Consider the following 14644-nt stretch of genomic DNA (forward strand, 5'->3'; position numbering starts at 1 on the left):
TATGATATTTTCAGAAAATACTTGTAAGCGATAGGAGTGCGTAACTATGAAAACCATTGCCGTTATTGGAGCTGGAAATATGGGCCAAGCCCTCATCGCCGGCTTACAATCTAGTGATCATCAAGCACAGTTAGAAATTAAGGCTGCGACCGCTAGCCAAGCCAGCGCAGATAAAGTTGCTCAACATTTTGACATTGCCTGCTCAACTGATAACCAAACTTGTGCCCAAGGAGCTGACCTCGTCATTGTGGCGGTAAAACCTTATCTAATGGACCAGGTGTTGGACAAAATCAAGAACAGTCTCAAAGCGGATGCCATTATCGTCACCGTAGCGGCTGGTTATAGTCTAAAGCAAGCAGGGACAATTCTCGGCGACCAAACTGCTATCGTCCGGATCATGCCAAACACTGCCGTGAAAATCGGCCAAGGGGTGATTGCTATGACCGCCAATGACCAGGTCTCAACTAAAGACTACCAAGCAGTTAAAGATTTATTCCAAGGGTTGGGCTTAGTTGCTGAAGTCAGTGAAGACCAATTCGCAACCATCACTGGGCTATCTGGCTCTAGTCCCACCATTGTCTACATGCTAATCGAGGCCATGGCAGACGCCGGATGTCAACAAGGTCTTCAACGTTCCCAAGCCCAAAGCTTAGCCGCCCAAACCGTCCTAGGTGCTGCAGCTATGGTCGTAGAAACTGGACAACATCCCGGTCAACTCAAGGATGCGGTCTGCTCACCTGCTGGTACCTCCATTGAATGCGTCCGTAAGGCAGAGGAAAAAGGCTTACGATCCGCTGCCATAGAAGCTGTCATCGCTGCTTGCCAAAAAGCCAAAGGCAACTAAGCCGGCGAGCAAAGTCCATAAATTTCAAGTTAATAGTAAAGTATTCAATACTTAAGTATGCTGGAGGCTATCCCAAGATAGCCTTTTTTCTGTTTTCCCATCTTAAGCCGAGATATCCTAAAGCACATCTAGTCGATGCCTTGGCAGTCAGGACAGATCCCATAAAACTCCAGGTGGTGGCCGGTAATTTCAAATTGAGTAGCCTCTACCGCATAGTCTTCCACTTCAGTCAGGGCTTGCTCTACTTTAGCCGCATCGGGATAATAGACATCGACGATTTTTCCACAGTTTTGACAAATGATGTGATAGTGCTTTTTCAAGAAGAAATCGAAATGGGTGGCCCCATCATTCGCACGCACTTCCTTGACCAGGTTAATATCGGTAAAGATGTTCAAGGTATTATATACCGTTGCTAAACTCACCGATTGATCTTCTTGGGAGAGCTCTTGATAGACTTGTTCGGCAGTAGGATGATGGTCAGCCACAATCAGATGTTTTAGTATTTTTTTCCGTGGGGAGGTTAGGCGAATACGGCGTTCACGCAAATAAGCGACCGCATCGACATATAATTGCTCATAATCCATGTGTTGTCTTCCTTTCCATCAGCCCTTTAGCTAATTATAATTGAAAGCCTGTAAAATATCATATTTTTCCCTTAAGTTGTTAAAATTCTCACTTATGCTTATTGAAGAAAATCATGCTATGCTATATAGTAATTCAAGGTCTTAATGGTATCGATTAAAATAGAAAAGGACGATTAAAAACCAATGAAATTAGGTGCTCGCACGATAAAAACCGGCATTGGCGTCATGCTAGCCATGGTTATCTCTAGCCTCCTACCCCATATTGAGATTATGCAACCAACATTTGTTGCGGTTCTCGGGTTGCAACAATCCGTTAAAAAAACCTGGTATACCCTATTTAGGCGGGGAGCTGCTGCTTTCTTAGGTGGCTTAACCGCCGTGGTCATGTCTTACTTCTTTGGAAATAGCCCCATTGTGGTTGGCCTGACCGTCATTATTTTTATCGCTATTATGAATGCCATTCAACTCCAAGACGTGATCTCCCTGGCCACAATTACCGTAGTTATCATCATGCTACAGCCTGTCGATAACGTCAATGACTTAATCGGCATTGCGACTTCCCGGGTGATTGAAAACATCCTTGGTGTGGTGATCTCCTTCTTGGTGAATGTCTTTATCATGCCACCTAAGTATGACAATGTCCTCTACAAGGAAATTTCGGACACCTCTTCAGAAGTATTGATTCGTTTGCGGGCCATCTTGAGAAAAAATGGCGAGTATTCTTCCCTGACTTCAGACTTGGACTGGGCCTACAAGCGAATCAACTATATTCGCGATCTCTTTCAACTTTCCAAAGAAGAACCCATTTGGTTTGCCAGTCGCAGGGTATCCAGGAAACGGCAGCTAGTGGTTTATCGGAGCTTCATCCAATCTTTATTGGATATGACTAATTTGCTCCATACTATCCACACCCATACTAATATTCTCTTTGTGATAGATGATGACCTGCGGATTCAAATACGTGAGCGAATTGAAACCCTCTGTGCCGCCCATGAGCAGATCTTCCTTAAATTTGACGGCCGCATTTCACCGGCTGAGGTGAACTTCTTCCAGCCGACTAAGATACGCCGTCAGGAGTTGATGAATCATATCATTAAGGAAACCGACCTCAACCGAGGTTCAGAAACAGAATCCTTGAACTACCGGATTGAGAAGAGCAACTCCTTAATCTTAATCACAGGGGCCATGATCAAGGTCGAGAGTTCTCTCATCCATCTCAATACCTTGGTCCGCTCCTACCATACCCATCACGAAGAAGACCATGACCATTACGCCTTAAAAGATAAATTAGATAGTTAAAAAGACTCGAGCTAATCAGTCGGTAGATTACCTGACAATGATAGGCTCGAGTTTTTCTTTTATCCAAGAAATTGGCTAAGCTTTTTCTGATCCTTGCTGTTTCAAAATACTTAGCGAAAGTTCCTCAACAACAAGAGGTTGTTCACTACTTAATATAGACTTCTCTTCATCAGCAGAGAGGAAATGATAATTTTCAGCCAGGACTTGCCAGTCCCCCTCAGGCAGGGTAAAACGAATGGTATTGGTCTGCCCATTAAATACCAGCAGGTAGTCAGCGTCTCCTTCATGGTAAAGAAGAGCAATAATTTGAAAATCTGCCTTCAAAACCTCCACTGCCTGGTCAATGCTTCCAAAATCAGATAGGTGAAAAACTGGGTGAGCCTGGCGAAAAGCAATCAAATCACTCAGGTAATCCACAGCACCCTGGTGTTTATCGCGTAAGGACCAGTCAATCTGGTTGATATGGTCCCCATGACGGTAGGAATTACGGACACCTTGCTTAGTACGGAAGAATTCCTGGCCAGCATGCAAGTAGGGGATGCCTTGACTTAAGAGGACAAGGCTATTGGCAAGTAGTTGCCGCCTTTGCCGCTTGGCTTGACTTTCAAAGCTATGAGTAATGGCTAGTTTATCCCACAAGGACCAGTTATCATGGGCGGCCACATATTTAACCAATTGCAGGGGCGACTTGACGTTAATCGCCAACTTATTCAACCGCTCCCCACCTAAAAAACTGGCTAGGAGGGTCCGCTCCACAGAAAACTTACCGCTGGCATAGCCGGTATCCCTGCCCTCCCCTTGGTCAGAGCCCTTGACACTGTCACGAAAATGGTCGTCAAAATAGGCAATTCGGGGAGTCTTATAAGCATTGACTAGGCAAGCCTTATCTTCTTCGGGCAGGTAAGTCCCTAAGTTCCAACCTTCACCTAAGATAAGGATACTTGGATCAATTTCATCTAAAGCTTGACGGACTTTATTCATAGTCGTGACGTCATGGATCCCCATCAAGTCAAAGCGAAAACCATCAATATGATATTCTTTGGCCCAATAGCATACCGAACGGACAATATACTCTCTCATCATCTTTCTTTCTGAGGCGGTATCATTCCCCACGCCCGTCCCATTACTAATGGTGCCATCGGGGTCGCGACGGAAATAATAGTTAGGGACAGTTAGTTGCAGGGGGTGGTTTATGTAATCATAGACATGGTTGTAGACCACATCCATAATCACACGAAGGCCCGCTTGGTGGAGGGATTGGACCATGGTTTTCATTTCTTTTATCCGACAGATAGGATCAGCAGAATCCGTGGCATAAGAACCTTCAGGGACATTGTAATCGCCAGGATCGTAACCCCAATTATAATTATCGCTATCCTCGATCCCTTCAATCACCGTCTTAAAGTCAGCCATGGGCAGAAGCTGGAGGTGGCTGATTCCTAAGTCTTTTAGGTAGTCAAGGCCAGTAGTCTGTCCTTGGGGCGTTTTAGTCCCTTTTTGACTGAGGCCTAGAAATTTACCCCGCCACTTGGGATTGACGCCTGAATTATCCGCACTAGTCAAATCTCTCACACTCGCTTCATAAATCACAGCTTGAGAAAGACTCTTTAGTGCGGGCGCACGGTCTTGGTCCCAATCAGTGGGGTTAGTGCGAGACAAATCAACCACCACACTGCGCTGACTATTCTGGGTCGATCCAATGGCATAAGGGTCTCTCGTAAAATTAGTCTTTCCATTGGGAAAGGATACCTTATAAAGGTAAGCGGTATTATGCCAATCACCAGGAAGATCTAAGCTAAAAACTCCCCGGTCTTGACGTTGCATGGGATATTGGACTTGTCGATTACTATATAAGTCCTGGTAAATGAGCAGGCTAACTTCACTGGCCAGGGGAGCCCAGAGCCGAAAATTAGTCGTCTCTGCCCGGTAGTTAGCCCCTAGCCGGGCTTGACTAGCAAAATAGTCATCAAATTCTGGCTCTCTGACCAGGTCATCCATGGCTTGGTCTAAGCTGGAACCTTGGGGAGAGATTCCCTGGAGGATTTTATCTAAACGTTCTTCTAGTTGATTTTTCACTTAATAACCTCTCTGTACTCTTCTTACTCACTCATCTTCCCCTTCATTATACCCAGGATGGGCGCGTTTAGCTATCTTAGCTATTGAAACAAGCCATAAAAAAAAGCAGTCAGCTCTCAACTAATTGCTAGCTAGACCTGACTGCTAATATCTTAAATCTCGTTCAAAATGACTGAGGCAAGGATTAAACTATGAATCTATTGTCCTTGTCCACCATAGGGGTTGGCCGGAGCTTGATTATTATTCCCAGCAGCTGGCGCTTGAGGAGCTGGAGCTGGCGCTTGACCTTGGCCATTGGCTGGTTGTTGGTTAGGAGCCACTTGGGACTGCTGTTGCTGTTGTTGTCTTTGGGCTGCTTGAGCTTGACGGTCCGCTTCCGCTTGAGCCGCTTCTCTTTGCTTAGCTTCTTCTTGTCTTTGTGACTCAGCGGCTTGACTTTGACGAGCAGCCGCCGCTTCAGCCTCAGCTTGGGCCGCTTGGGCTTCTTGAGCTTCCGCTTTCTTCTTATCTCTAATACTTTGACTTTCCTTAGCCATGGATTCTTCTAAGGCAGCCTTGTCATCATTTTTGCCTTGGAAGCCATGACTTAGATCAAAGTGTTCTTCCTGCATGGCTTGTCCAAAGAGATCTGCTAAGGCTTTAAAGCCTTGGTCATTGAATAGACCTGACTCTTGGTCATAGATCTTCTCAGGGGCAAAGTTCTTCGCTTCGAAAGCCTTATTGAGGTCCATGATATTTATATGAGACTCTTCTAAGGCTTGGATCAAGCGGACTAAGAAGCTGCCGTATGTGCCCTGGCCATTAGCTGCTTCACTATAAGATGGTAAAGCCAGGAAAACGATATTAGTTTCTGGGGAAGCAATCCGAAGATGGCCGTAAACTTGTTTCAAATTAACCAAGGTATCTTCCAGGCTTCTCCCTTGGGCATAGTCAACTTCACTGGTCAAGGGAAGGATTAGTAAATGTGGTTTTTCCTTAGCTACCTGGTCAACCAAATCACTCGTTAACAAGGACTGGCTACTGTGGCCCGAATAGTCATAAGCTTGAACGTTTAAATCCAAGTCTGCTGCTTGGGCTTTGGACTTGATGTGCTCACTTAGCCATTGATCACTTTCCCCTTGAACCTTAACCGTAGCCACTTTGGCTTGGGTCCCTGCTTGATTAATATAGGCTAAATAATCGTTAAGAGTCGCTTCTTGACGCTTGTCTTCAAAACGCTTAGCTGCCTGACTGTGATCACTAGTTTTAGGCGCTTGACTTTCTACCTGGCTACTTGCTTGGCTTTTTGACTCATAGGCGACATTGCCTTGCCCTGCTTGTCTTTGCTTACCAATCAGGTAAAAAGCAGCCACTAAGAGGACAGTAATTATTGTCGCAATAATAGCTATCTTACGCTGTTGATCTCTAGATGTGTTCATCTAACTTGCTCCTCTCCTTCTTCTTAAAAGATTGTAACATGAGACAGCTTCAAAAACGAGAAAAAAATATTTTACCTATACACTATTCCTTAAGCTATGTTATACTATTTTTGACTTTGGTTTTTCCAAGTGAAGAAAGTAGGTCATGTGATGTATCATCCAAAAGAAGGAGAATTCATCACAGTCAAAAGTTATAAACATGACGGCTCACTCCATCGAACATGGCGCGACTGTTTGGTCTTAAAAACAAGCGAGCAAAGCATTATTGCTTGTAACGACCACACGCTCGTTACCGAATCTGATGGTCGCCGTTGGGTGACACGTGAACCCGCTTTACTCTATTTTCATAAAAAATATTGGTTCAATATTGTCACCATGTTAAGGCAGAACGGTGTCTCATATTATAGTAACCTAGCTTCTCCTTATGTCATTGATGAAGAAGCCTTAAAGTATATCGACTATGATTTAGATATTAAAATTTTCCCTGATGGGGAAAAACGCCTGTTAGATATTGACGAGTATTTAGAGCATGGTCATGAAATGCATTATTCTAAAGAATTAGATATAATCATTAAAAGCCATCTCAAAGAGTTAGTACGTTGGATCGAGGAAGAAAGAGGTCCCTTTTCAAAACCTTATGTCGATCTTTGGTACGAACGCTACTGTCAGCTGACCCAACGTCGTAAGCGACGGAAGAAAAGCTACAAATATAAGAAGAAAAAGCGGATTCAGTCGTAATAAGATCATCAGACTGTGATGATTAAGCAGATAGCGTGATGCGCTATACCTTTTCAAGTGATTAAAGTCTTGATAAAAAACGTCGACACCATAGAGTGGTCGACGTTTTTTATTATGCAACTTAACTCAGCTGGGCATTACTAGTTTATTAGCGAATGCTTGCCTTTTGGCGCGCTTGTCGCACTCTTACCAAACCTGCTCCAAGCGCAAGGCAAGCGTCCACTTCAGAAAATGACGACAAATTCTCGCAAAGAATTTTTACGTCTTTTTCTTCCAGTTTCTGTAGCTGTAGGAAGCGTTAGCGACGTACAGATATAGTATGCGTAGCGGTCTTGCCTTTTGGCGCGCTTGTCGCACTCTTATTGATCAAGATAATCTTTTAAGGCCCGCCAAATCTTCATTTGAACGGTAGGATAGGCATGACGGTTAAGGTCATGCAAGAAAACCCAATCACTATCTTCTTGGTCTTGCCAGCGTTTTTCGGCTGCGGGAGATAATTTAGCATAGTAGAGATCAATCTCCCAAAGTCGGTGAGAAAAGACATGCCGGACATGGCCGATGGATTTTTTCATCACGACTGGTCTAAGATCGTAAACTGCCTCTGCTTCAGCAACCAGGTTTTGGTAAGGCTGGCGCTCTTCTCCCCCTTGCTGGTCACCTTCTTCTTGGTTAGCCACTTCAAAAAGCGGAACCGTCCACAAATTAGCCAAGAGACCCTGGCTGGGTCGTTTTTCAATCAGGTACTGGCCTTGACTATTCTCCAGCAATAGTGCTTGGTAGTGAATGGTTTTGGATTTGGTTTTGGATAATTTCACCGGATAATCCAATTCAGTCCCGGTCAAGGTAGCTAGGTTAAAGTCTTTGATAGGACTAATATCACTCAAGGGCTTCTTAGCGGTTTCGTAACTACTCCCCAAATCCATTAGCGCCTGATTAAAGTCCCCTGGCCGTTCATCGCCCATGACATAAGCCACTACTTCACGAAAGATAGCGTGGTTCTTTTGCCGGCTGATATCAGCATTAATGGTAAAGAGTCGGCTGAAAACTCGCATGGCATTCCCATCAATGGCGGGGACGGCCTGACCAAATGCAATAGAGGCAATAGCGCCAGCTGTATAAGGTCCGATTCCCGATAGCTGCTTTAACTCTTTAGCGGTTTGGGGAAATTGACCACTATAGTCATTCACAATCTCCTGGGCTGCTCGGTGGAGGTTTTTAGCTCTTGAGTAATAGCCTAGGCCGGCCCAAAGTTTCAGTAAGTCATCTTCTTCTGCCGCTGCCAGGTCCTCGACGGTGGGAAAGGCTTGTAAAAAGCGTTGATAGTAAGGAATGACGGTATTGACCTGGGTTTGCTGCAACATAATTTCTGATATCCAAATCCGGTAAGGGTCCTTACTCTCCCGCCAAGGTAAGTGGCGGCCCTCCTTGTCATACCAATCAAACAAGGTCTTACGAAAAGCTTGATTAGTTTCTTCTCCCCAGACTTCGACTCCCTCGATGGTCGGTCCTAAATCAACAATGGCTGATTGTCCGATCCAATCCTTAGGGGAAAAATCTTGATTACTTCCGCTCACAGTTCTCCTTCTTCCTCTGCCTGCCTTATAGCTGCATCAATGGCTTCACTCTTAAAGCCCCGGCCAAAAAGCATGGTTTTTACTTTGAAACGTCGTTCTTTCTCATCCAAATTCCGGTACTTCTTCCAATAGCGTTTAAAATACTTATTCAAAGCCGCACCTTCATCGCGGTCAAGCTGGTCAGACTCTTTTAGTTGGGATAAAACTTGGCTAATTAAGTCATTATTGTAGCCCTTCTTATAGAGGAATTGTTGCAATTTCTCCCTGGCTTTGAGGTTAGAGTTTTTTCTAAGCAAGCTAGGCAACTTCTTTTTAGCCAAGTGGTGGGCGTTTTCCATTTGATCAGCCTCACTATACTCCAACAAGGACTGGTCAATGGTGTCTTCACTAAGGCCCTTTTCCTTCAGTTCCATAGCAATCACCTTGGGGCCTTTTCGGTTGATGGTCTTTGCCGTTCGGGTATAGGACTGGCCGTAATAGAGGTCGTTAACTAGGGATAAATCTTCCAATTTCCCCATGACCTTATCAATAGTCGCTTGGGAATAGTCTTCCTTAGCTAAACGTTGGCTAACTTGCTTTTTAGACCGTAAACTATGGCTTAAATAGTTTAGGGCAATCTGATAGGCCCGGTTATCGCTTTCGCTGGCCAGGATATTTTTACTTTCCTCTTGGCTTAAGTACTGCCCCTTAGACAGAGCATAACGGACTAGGGTGTCTTCACTAATCCCAAAAGCAAAGTCGCCGTCAAGGTAGACATTATAACGTTTCTTATGACGTTTTTGGGCTTCGATCATGGTAATCTTGCCTGCTAAAACTCTCTCCTGGTCTTGGTCTAAGCCTTCTGGGTCAGAAGAGGTGACTGCTTTTCTAGGACGATAACCGCTTTTTTTACTCTTCCTTTTTGGCCTGGTCAGCTGGTCACTTTCATCGGTTAAGGCTCTGACTCTTTTTGGGCGGGACTTTTTCTCCGGATTGATCTCACTTAATTTTACTGGCTGATTATCTTCTAGCATGTTTTCACCATTCCATACGCTTAGTCTGAGTTAGATTTCAATAATTGTTCTAAATCAGACTTTTTCACTTTGCTGTTCTTGATAATATTCTTTGAAAAATAAATAAGACTGCATTTTCTCTATCGGATCTTCGATTAAAGGATTCGATAAGAGGTCTAGGTAATAACTCTGCCACAAGTGGTAGGCAAATTCAAGTTGGGCTTTGATTTGTACATTTTTAACCGGTAAAACTAAGGAAGTCGATGCAACCGTTTCGATGGTCACCGGTCGACCCCCTACCGGGAAGAAGTGAAAGTATTTCACCAAGTTGAGGTTTAAGTAGCCGTGAAAATTTTGGTTACGATAGCGCAGAGGCATCAATAAGTGCTTCCCCAGGAAGAAGGGCCTAAGCCAAGTATTTCCTAGGTTTACTGGTTCTTGAACCAGTCGATCAGTCATTTGCGTTTTTAGGGTTGATTTTAATAATTGGTCCAAAGTACACTGACTCCGGTACAAGAAACCTTCACTGGTTAAGATCAAAGACCCCTTTAAATAGGATTTATCTGGGTGATTTTTCAGCAAACGGCCTTTGACTTCTAAGACCATTAGGGTATCCTCACGAAAATGCCCGATACTCCGCGGAACTTCCTGAGCTATCCGATAGGCTCTAATCAGGTCGTCAGCCTCCACTAAAGAAAGGTACTTATGCGGTAAATTCAAAGCATAGTGCTGGCAATGGTCACTATCCTTATTTGAAATAAGGGAAGAATTGTCAGATGACCGAGTTGCTTCTGGAGCCTCATTAGCTAGAGTCGACTTAGCTGGTGACTCTAGGGATTGGGCCTCACTGGTATTTACAGCAGCAGGATCTTCTCCCACTTGAGACGGGGACATATGGCAAGACGTTAGCGACATGTTTTCCAACATTTCTGGTACTCCTTCATTGTATTAGTTCTCAGTTATTGAGAAACCATTTTTAAGATAGCATATATTCTTCCAGTAAAGACTATCTTTACTTAAAGCTAATCCATTTTTTACCAGGAATTTACAAAACTTCCTTTTAAACGCTTACATCCACTTTTTTACCTAAAATTTACCCTGCTTTTACAAAAAAATCTCCTGTTTACCTCGTTCGCTTTGGGCATTTCTTCTGCCTTTACATAGTAGTCGTTGGATAGCTGACTAGCAAGCATATCATTTTAAAGTATTAAAAAACAACAAATCCCTAGATAAGATTCTAGTTATTTGTTGTTTCAAGGTCTTACGCACCTAGCTATTCCGTCTTTGATATCAGTTTTAGAAGTGCACATCGACAACGAGATGGCCACCTACAGCATTAACAATTTCTTGTAGGGTACCTAAACTAATATTTTGTTGACGTGATTCAACCCGTGAGATATAACTTTGCTTACGCCCAGAAATATCCGCTAATTGAGCCTGGGATAGCCCCTTTTCTTGACGGATTTTTAGCAACACATCAGAAGCCTTAATACTTGCTTGTTGTCTTGCAATATTTTTTTCATCAAGGGATAGGTCTTCTCTATGCGTATCCATATTCATCCCCTCCTAAATATTTCACACAACTCATCATAATATTTTTAATAAACATATATCCTATATTTATATTATACATAAATCATAAGATAATGCATAGATATAAACTTTGGACGAGCTATCTCAAATATTTATAAATTCCCAGCAAAGTGAACGCATCAAGAAAATAGGGAGAACAGGAAAGCCAACCAATAGATATAAGCTCCTAACATGGCCTAGAAGGCTAATTAATCAAAGCACTTGTAAGGCTACAAAAGCACTAGTCTTCTTGGCCTAAGTGACTGAGCAAATAGGTCACTAAGCAGCCTGCTCCAAAACCAAGCAAGAGATGACTCCAGTTAAAGCGCTTCACCTCTTCATCATCCAAACGCGTTGGAATCACCCGTCCGGTTGCTTCAGAAATGTCCTGGATATCCTCATTTAACAATTCTTCCATCGGTTGATCAAAAATTGATGATAGTAATATTAAGTTTTCCACGTTAGGATAGCTTTTATTATTTTCCCAATTAGACACTGTTTGTTGGGTGGTTTTTAGATAACTCGCCAATTGTCCTTGGGAAATATTATTTAACTCACGTTGTTCTTTAATTATTTGACCAATTTTCATCTTGCCACTCCTCAATAATAGACAATAATTCTCATTCTTTACTAGTATACAAGATTATTGGTAGGAGGACAAATGCTTATTCTTATTCACTAACGCTTGATTTTCTTAGCTAAACCCTTGTCAAGGGTGAAGAATTGGTGTATAATTTCGAAGATTTGGGCTAAATTAGCCGCTTTATTTTAGTTAAGGGAATTTCCCTTGAGATTTTTGGAAGGAGATACTATGACATCAGCAGAAAATTTAATGAAAATGAATTATGACATCGAGGATCGGCCCCCACGTGGTGAGGGACTGCTTCTAAGTTTCCAACACGTCTTTGCAATGTTCGGTGCAACCATTCTGGTTCCTTTAATCTTGGGCCTACCGGTATCGGTTGCTCTCTTCTGTAGCGGGATCGGTACCTTAATTTACCACTTTGCTACCAAAAATAAGGTGCCTGTTTATCTGGGATCATCCTTTGCCTTCATTGGCGCAATGGCCCACGCTATCGAACAGTTAGGTGGCGATATTTCCGCGGCTCAAACTGGGGTCATGCTAGCCGGCGGAATCTATGTCTTAGTAGCTCTTTTAGTTAAAATGCTAGGGAGCAGCTGGATTGACCGCCTCCTACCTCCAATTGTTATTGGTCCGATGATCATTGTCATCGGTTTGAGTCTATCCTCATCTGCTGTCACCAACGCGGGATTCACTCCAGACGGAACCTGGCAACAAATGTTGACCGCCCTAATCACCTTCCTGATCTGTGCCTTTGTTAATGTTTATGGTCGGGGCTTTATTCGGGTGATTCCTTTCTTGATTGGTTTAGTTGGTGGCTACATTGTCGCTGCCTGCCTCGGCCTAGTCGATATTAGCCCAGTGGCTGATGCTGCTTGGTTTGAGATCCCTGATTTCTATCTACCTTTTAAGACGCCATTCTTTAACAGCTACCAACTTAACTTTGGCCCAGAAGCCATTGCTATTTTGCCAGTGGCGGTAGTCACCATCTCTGAACATATTGGTGACCATACCGTCTTAAGTGAAATTTGTGGCCGTCAATTTCTCAAGAATCCTGGTCTCCACCGGACCTTGATGGGTGATGGGATTGCCACTTCGGTTTCTGCCTTCCTAGGTGGACCTGCCAATACCACTTACGGAGAAAACACTGGGGTCATTGGCCTCACCCGCGTGGCTTCGGTTTCCGTTATCCGTAATGCCGCCCTCTTAGCGATTATGCTTAGCTGCTTGGGTAAATTTACCGCCCTTATTTCAACCATCCCAGCTGCTGTGCTCGGTGGCATGTCTATCCTCCTTTATGGGGTTATCGCAAGTAACGGCCTCAAAGTCCTCATTGAAGCCCGGGTAAACTTCAACCAGGTCCGTAACCTAGTCATCGCTAGTGCCATGTTAGTTCTCGGTCTAGGAGGCGCAGTCCTTAAATTAGGGGCCTTTACCCTTTCTGGAACCGCCCTAGCCGCTATGGTAGGGATTATTCTTAACCTACTCCTACCTGAAATCAAAACTTTGAAGACGAAATAACAGGATGTGAGGACGCCGTCAGAGCCTTGAATTTTCTGAAGCAACTTCAAGGCTGGCGTTCGAACTCAACTATAGAGTGCGACAAATGCAGCTTTTGATTAGAAAGTTCATATTTATAGATGAGACTAGGACAAATTCTTAGTCTCTTTTTTATAATCATATGGCCATCTTTTCCAGTAATATTTAAAAAATCTTTGAAAGAAGCCCTTCATTTCAATGGTATAATAAGGATAATCAGTGAATTTTACCAAGTAATTAAATGAATAAAGGAGAGACTTATGTCCATTTTAGTTACAGGCGGAGCGGGCTATATTGGTTCGCATACCGTTATTGAATTAATCAACTCTGGCTACGAAGTTGTTATTGTCGATGACTTCTCTAATAGTAAGCCAACCGTTCTTGACCGCATCGAAAAAATTGCTGGTAAGCGTCCAACTTTCTATGAAGCAAATATCTTAGATGGAGATGCCTTACGCCAAATCTTTGAAAAAGAATCCATCGACGCTGTCATTCATTATGCAGCCTTTAAAGCGGTCGGTGAATCCGTTGAAAAACCAATTGACTACTATCACAATAATATGGGTGGACTCCTTCAAGTATTAAAAGTAATGAAGGAATTTGATGTGAAGGAATTTGTCTATTCTTCAAGTGCCACAGTCTATGGGATGAACAATGTCTCCCCCCTAACCGAAGACTTACCTACCAGTGCTACCAATCCATACGGCTATAGTAAGGTCATGGGCGAACAAATCTTAAAAGATACCTATAAGGCTTACCCTGACTGGTCAATTATGATCTTACGTTACTTTAACCCTATCGGGGCCCACGAAAGTGGCCTGATCGGTGAAGACCCCCAAGGCGTCCCTAATAATATCATGCCTTATATCACCCAAGTAGCCATTGGTAAGTTAGAAAAATTACATGTTTTTGGTAATGACTACGATACCCATGATGGTACTGGCGTCCGTGATTACCTCCACGTGGTTGACTTGGCTAAGGGCCATGTTGCAGCCATCGATTACGCCAATAAGCACCAAGGGCTGGAAATTGTCAACTTAGGCACCGGCCAAGGTTACTCCGTTCTGGACTTAGTCAATACCTTCCAAGAAGTCAACCAGGTTGAGCTTCCATATGTTATTGACGAACGCCGTGCTGGTGATGTGGCTGAATGTTATGCTGACCCATCCTACGCTAAAGAACTGCTAGGCTGGGAAGCGGAAGAAGATTTAGCTGATATGTGCCGGGACTCCTGGCACTGGCAAGAAACCTGCCCTAACGGTTACGAAGATTAAGAATCAAGAAGAGAGAGTTTGTCACTTTTGGCAGACTCTTTTTTTTGTTGGCTGATTTTAATAAGAAAGTCCCGCTAGTTCTACCTAAAGCTTCTTAGCCAGCTTGCATGTTCACCCTAAAATGTTTAAACTAAAGAAAACCTGCTTAAAT

General features: G+C 43.5%; 13 protein-coding genes. 5 read left to right on the forward strand and 8 right to left on the reverse strand.

What is annotated here, in order from left to right; genetic code table 11:
* Positions 1–46 precede the first annotated feature (46 nt).
* Positions 47–844 carry a pyrroline-5-carboxylate reductase gene (gene proC / locus CJ190_RS06805; RefSeq protein ID WP_070598261.1) on the forward strand — a complete coding sequence of 266 codons (798 nt, stop codon included), beginning with the start codon at positions 47–49 and terminating at the stop codon, positions 842–844.
* 128 nt (positions 845–972) lie between these two features.
* Here proC and CJ190_RS06810 read toward each other — a convergent pair whose 3' ends face one another.
* A complete protein-coding gene (locus tag CJ190_RS06810) occupies positions 973–1428 on the reverse strand; it encodes a Fur family transcriptional regulator (protein WP_064293531.1) in 456 nt (151 codons plus the stop codon).
* A gap of 183 nt (positions 1429–1611) precedes the next feature.
* Between CJ190_RS06810 and CJ190_RS06815 the strand changes: the two genes are divergently transcribed.
* Positions 1612–2727 carry an FUSC family protein gene (locus CJ190_RS06815; RefSeq protein WP_070598263.1) on the forward strand — a complete coding sequence of 372 codons (1116 nt, stop codon included), beginning with the start codon at positions 1612–1614 and terminating at the stop codon, positions 2725–2727.
* Positions 2728–2802: 75 nt separating this feature from the next.
* Here CJ190_RS06815 and pulA read toward each other — a convergent pair whose 3' ends face one another.
* Together pulA and CJ190_RS06825 are read right to left on the reverse strand one after the other, a co-directional pair.
* The gene (gene pulA, locus CJ190_RS06820; protein WP_070598264.1) at positions 2803–4803 is read right to left on the reverse strand and encodes a type I pullulanase; all 2001 of its coding nucleotides are present in this window, start codon (positions 4801–4803) and stop codon (positions 2803–2805) included.
* A 197-nt stretch (positions 4804–5000) separates the two neighbouring features.
* The gene (locus CJ190_RS06825) at positions 5001–6221 is read right to left on the reverse strand and encodes a hypothetical protein (RefSeq protein ID WP_064293534.1); all 1221 of its coding nucleotides are present in this window, start codon (positions 6219–6221) and stop codon (positions 5001–5003) included.
* A 150-nt stretch (positions 6222–6371) separates the two neighbouring features.
* Between CJ190_RS06825 and CJ190_RS06830 the strand changes: the two genes are divergently transcribed.
* A complete protein-coding gene (locus tag CJ190_RS06830; RefSeq protein WP_064293535.1) occupies positions 6372–6959 on the forward strand; it encodes a DUF402 domain-containing protein in 588 nt (195 codons plus the stop codon).
* Positions 6960–7318: 359 nt separating this feature from the next.
* On the opposite strand, the gene mutY is transcribed toward CJ190_RS06830, so the two are convergent.
* The 5 genes from mutY to CJ190_RS06855 all read right to left on the reverse strand — a co-directional run bounded on the left by mutY (position 7319) and on the right by CJ190_RS06855 (position 11686).
* Positions 7319–8533 (reverse strand): A/G-specific adenine glycosylase, encoded by a 1215-nt coding sequence (gene mutY / locus CJ190_RS06835; protein ID WP_070598267.1) that lies wholly within the window; start codon positions 8531–8533, stop codon positions 7319–7321.
* A complete protein-coding gene (locus CJ190_RS06840) occupies positions 8530–9546 on the reverse strand; it encodes a RecX family transcriptional regulator (RefSeq protein ID WP_082888686.1) in 1017 nt (338 codons plus the stop codon). Before CJ190_RS06840 ends, mutY begins: the two co-directional genes overlap by 4 nt.
* Before the next feature lie 54 nt (positions 9547–9600).
* Positions 9601–10452 (reverse strand): hypothetical protein, encoded by an 852-nt coding sequence (locus tag CJ190_RS06845; RefSeq protein WP_064293202.1) that lies wholly within the window; start codon positions 10450–10452, stop codon positions 9601–9603.
* A 369-nt stretch (positions 10453–10821) separates the two neighbouring features.
* Positions 10822–11079, reverse strand: a complete 258-nt coding sequence (locus tag CJ190_RS06850) for a helix-turn-helix domain-containing protein (protein ID WP_013669101.1) — start codon at positions 11077–11079, stop codon at positions 10822–10824.
* 259 nt (positions 11080–11338) lie between these two features.
* Positions 11339–11686: a helix-turn-helix transcriptional regulator gene (locus tag CJ190_RS06855; protein ID WP_060778629.1), complete on the reverse strand. Its 348-nt coding sequence runs from the start codon at positions 11684–11686 to the stop codon at positions 11339–11341.
* A gap of 243 nt (positions 11687–11929) precedes the next feature.
* On the opposite strand from CJ190_RS06855, the gene CJ190_RS06860 reads away from it, so the two are divergent.
* Positions 11930–13201: a uracil-xanthine permease family protein gene (locus tag CJ190_RS06860; protein ID WP_372592626.1), complete on the forward strand. Its 1272-nt coding sequence runs from the start codon at positions 11930–11932 to the stop codon at positions 13199–13201.
* Positions 13202–13479: 278 nt separating this feature from the next.
* Positions 13480–14493, forward strand: coding sequence for a UDP-glucose 4-epimerase GalE (gene galE, locus CJ190_RS06865; RefSeq protein WP_064292572.1), 1014 nt, complete (start codon positions 13480–13482; stop codon positions 14491–14493).
* Positions 14494–14644: the final 151 nt, after the last annotated feature.

The organism is Aerococcus loyolae (genome assembly GCF_002871915.2).
GTDB lineage: Bacteria > Bacillota > Bacilli > Lactobacillales > Aerococcaceae > Aerococcus > Aerococcus loyolae.

Bases quoted from the DNA above. Each gene is read 5' to 3' on its own strand.
- CJ190_RS06825 (WP_064293534.1), bottom strand. From the start codon at position 6,221: ATGAACACATCTAGAGATCAACAGCGTAAGATAGCTATTATTGCGACA.
- CJ190_RS06840 (WP_082888686.1), bottom strand. From the start codon at position 9,546: ATGCTAGAAGATAATCAGCCAGTAAAATTAAGTGAGATCAATCCGGAG.
- CJ190_RS06850 (WP_013669101.1), bottom strand. From the start codon at position 11,079: ATGGATACGCATAGAGAAGACCTATCCCTTGATGAAAAAAATATTGCA.
- CJ190_RS06845 (WP_064293202.1), bottom strand. From the start codon at position 10,452: ATGTTGGAAAACATGTCGCTAACGTCTTGCCATATGTCCCCGTCTCAA.
- galE (WP_064292572.1), top strand. From the start codon at position 13,480: ATGTCCATTTTAGTTACAGGCGGAGCGGGCTATATTGGTTCGCATACC.
- CJ190_RS06860 (WP_372592626.1), top strand. From the start codon at position 11,930: ATGAAAATGAATTATGACATCGAGGATCGGCCCCCACGTGGTGAGGGA.
- CJ190_RS06855 (WP_060778629.1), bottom strand. From the start codon at position 11,686: ATGAAAATTGGTCAAATAATTAAAGAACAACGTGAGTTAAATAATATT.
- CJ190_RS06815 (WP_070598263.1), top strand. From the start codon at position 1,612: ATGAAATTAGGTGCTCGCACGATAAAAACCGGCATTGGCGTCATGCTA.
- CJ190_RS06830 (WP_064293535.1), top strand. From the start codon at position 6,372: ATGTATCATCCAAAAGAAGGAGAATTCATCACAGTCAAAAGTTATAAA.
- CJ190_RS06810 (WP_064293531.1), bottom strand. From the start codon at position 1,428: ATGGATTATGAGCAATTATATGTCGATGCGGTCGCTTATTTGCGTGAA.
- proC (WP_070598261.1), top strand. From the start codon at position 47: ATGAAAACCATTGCCGTTATTGGAGCTGGAAATATGGGCCAAGCCCTC.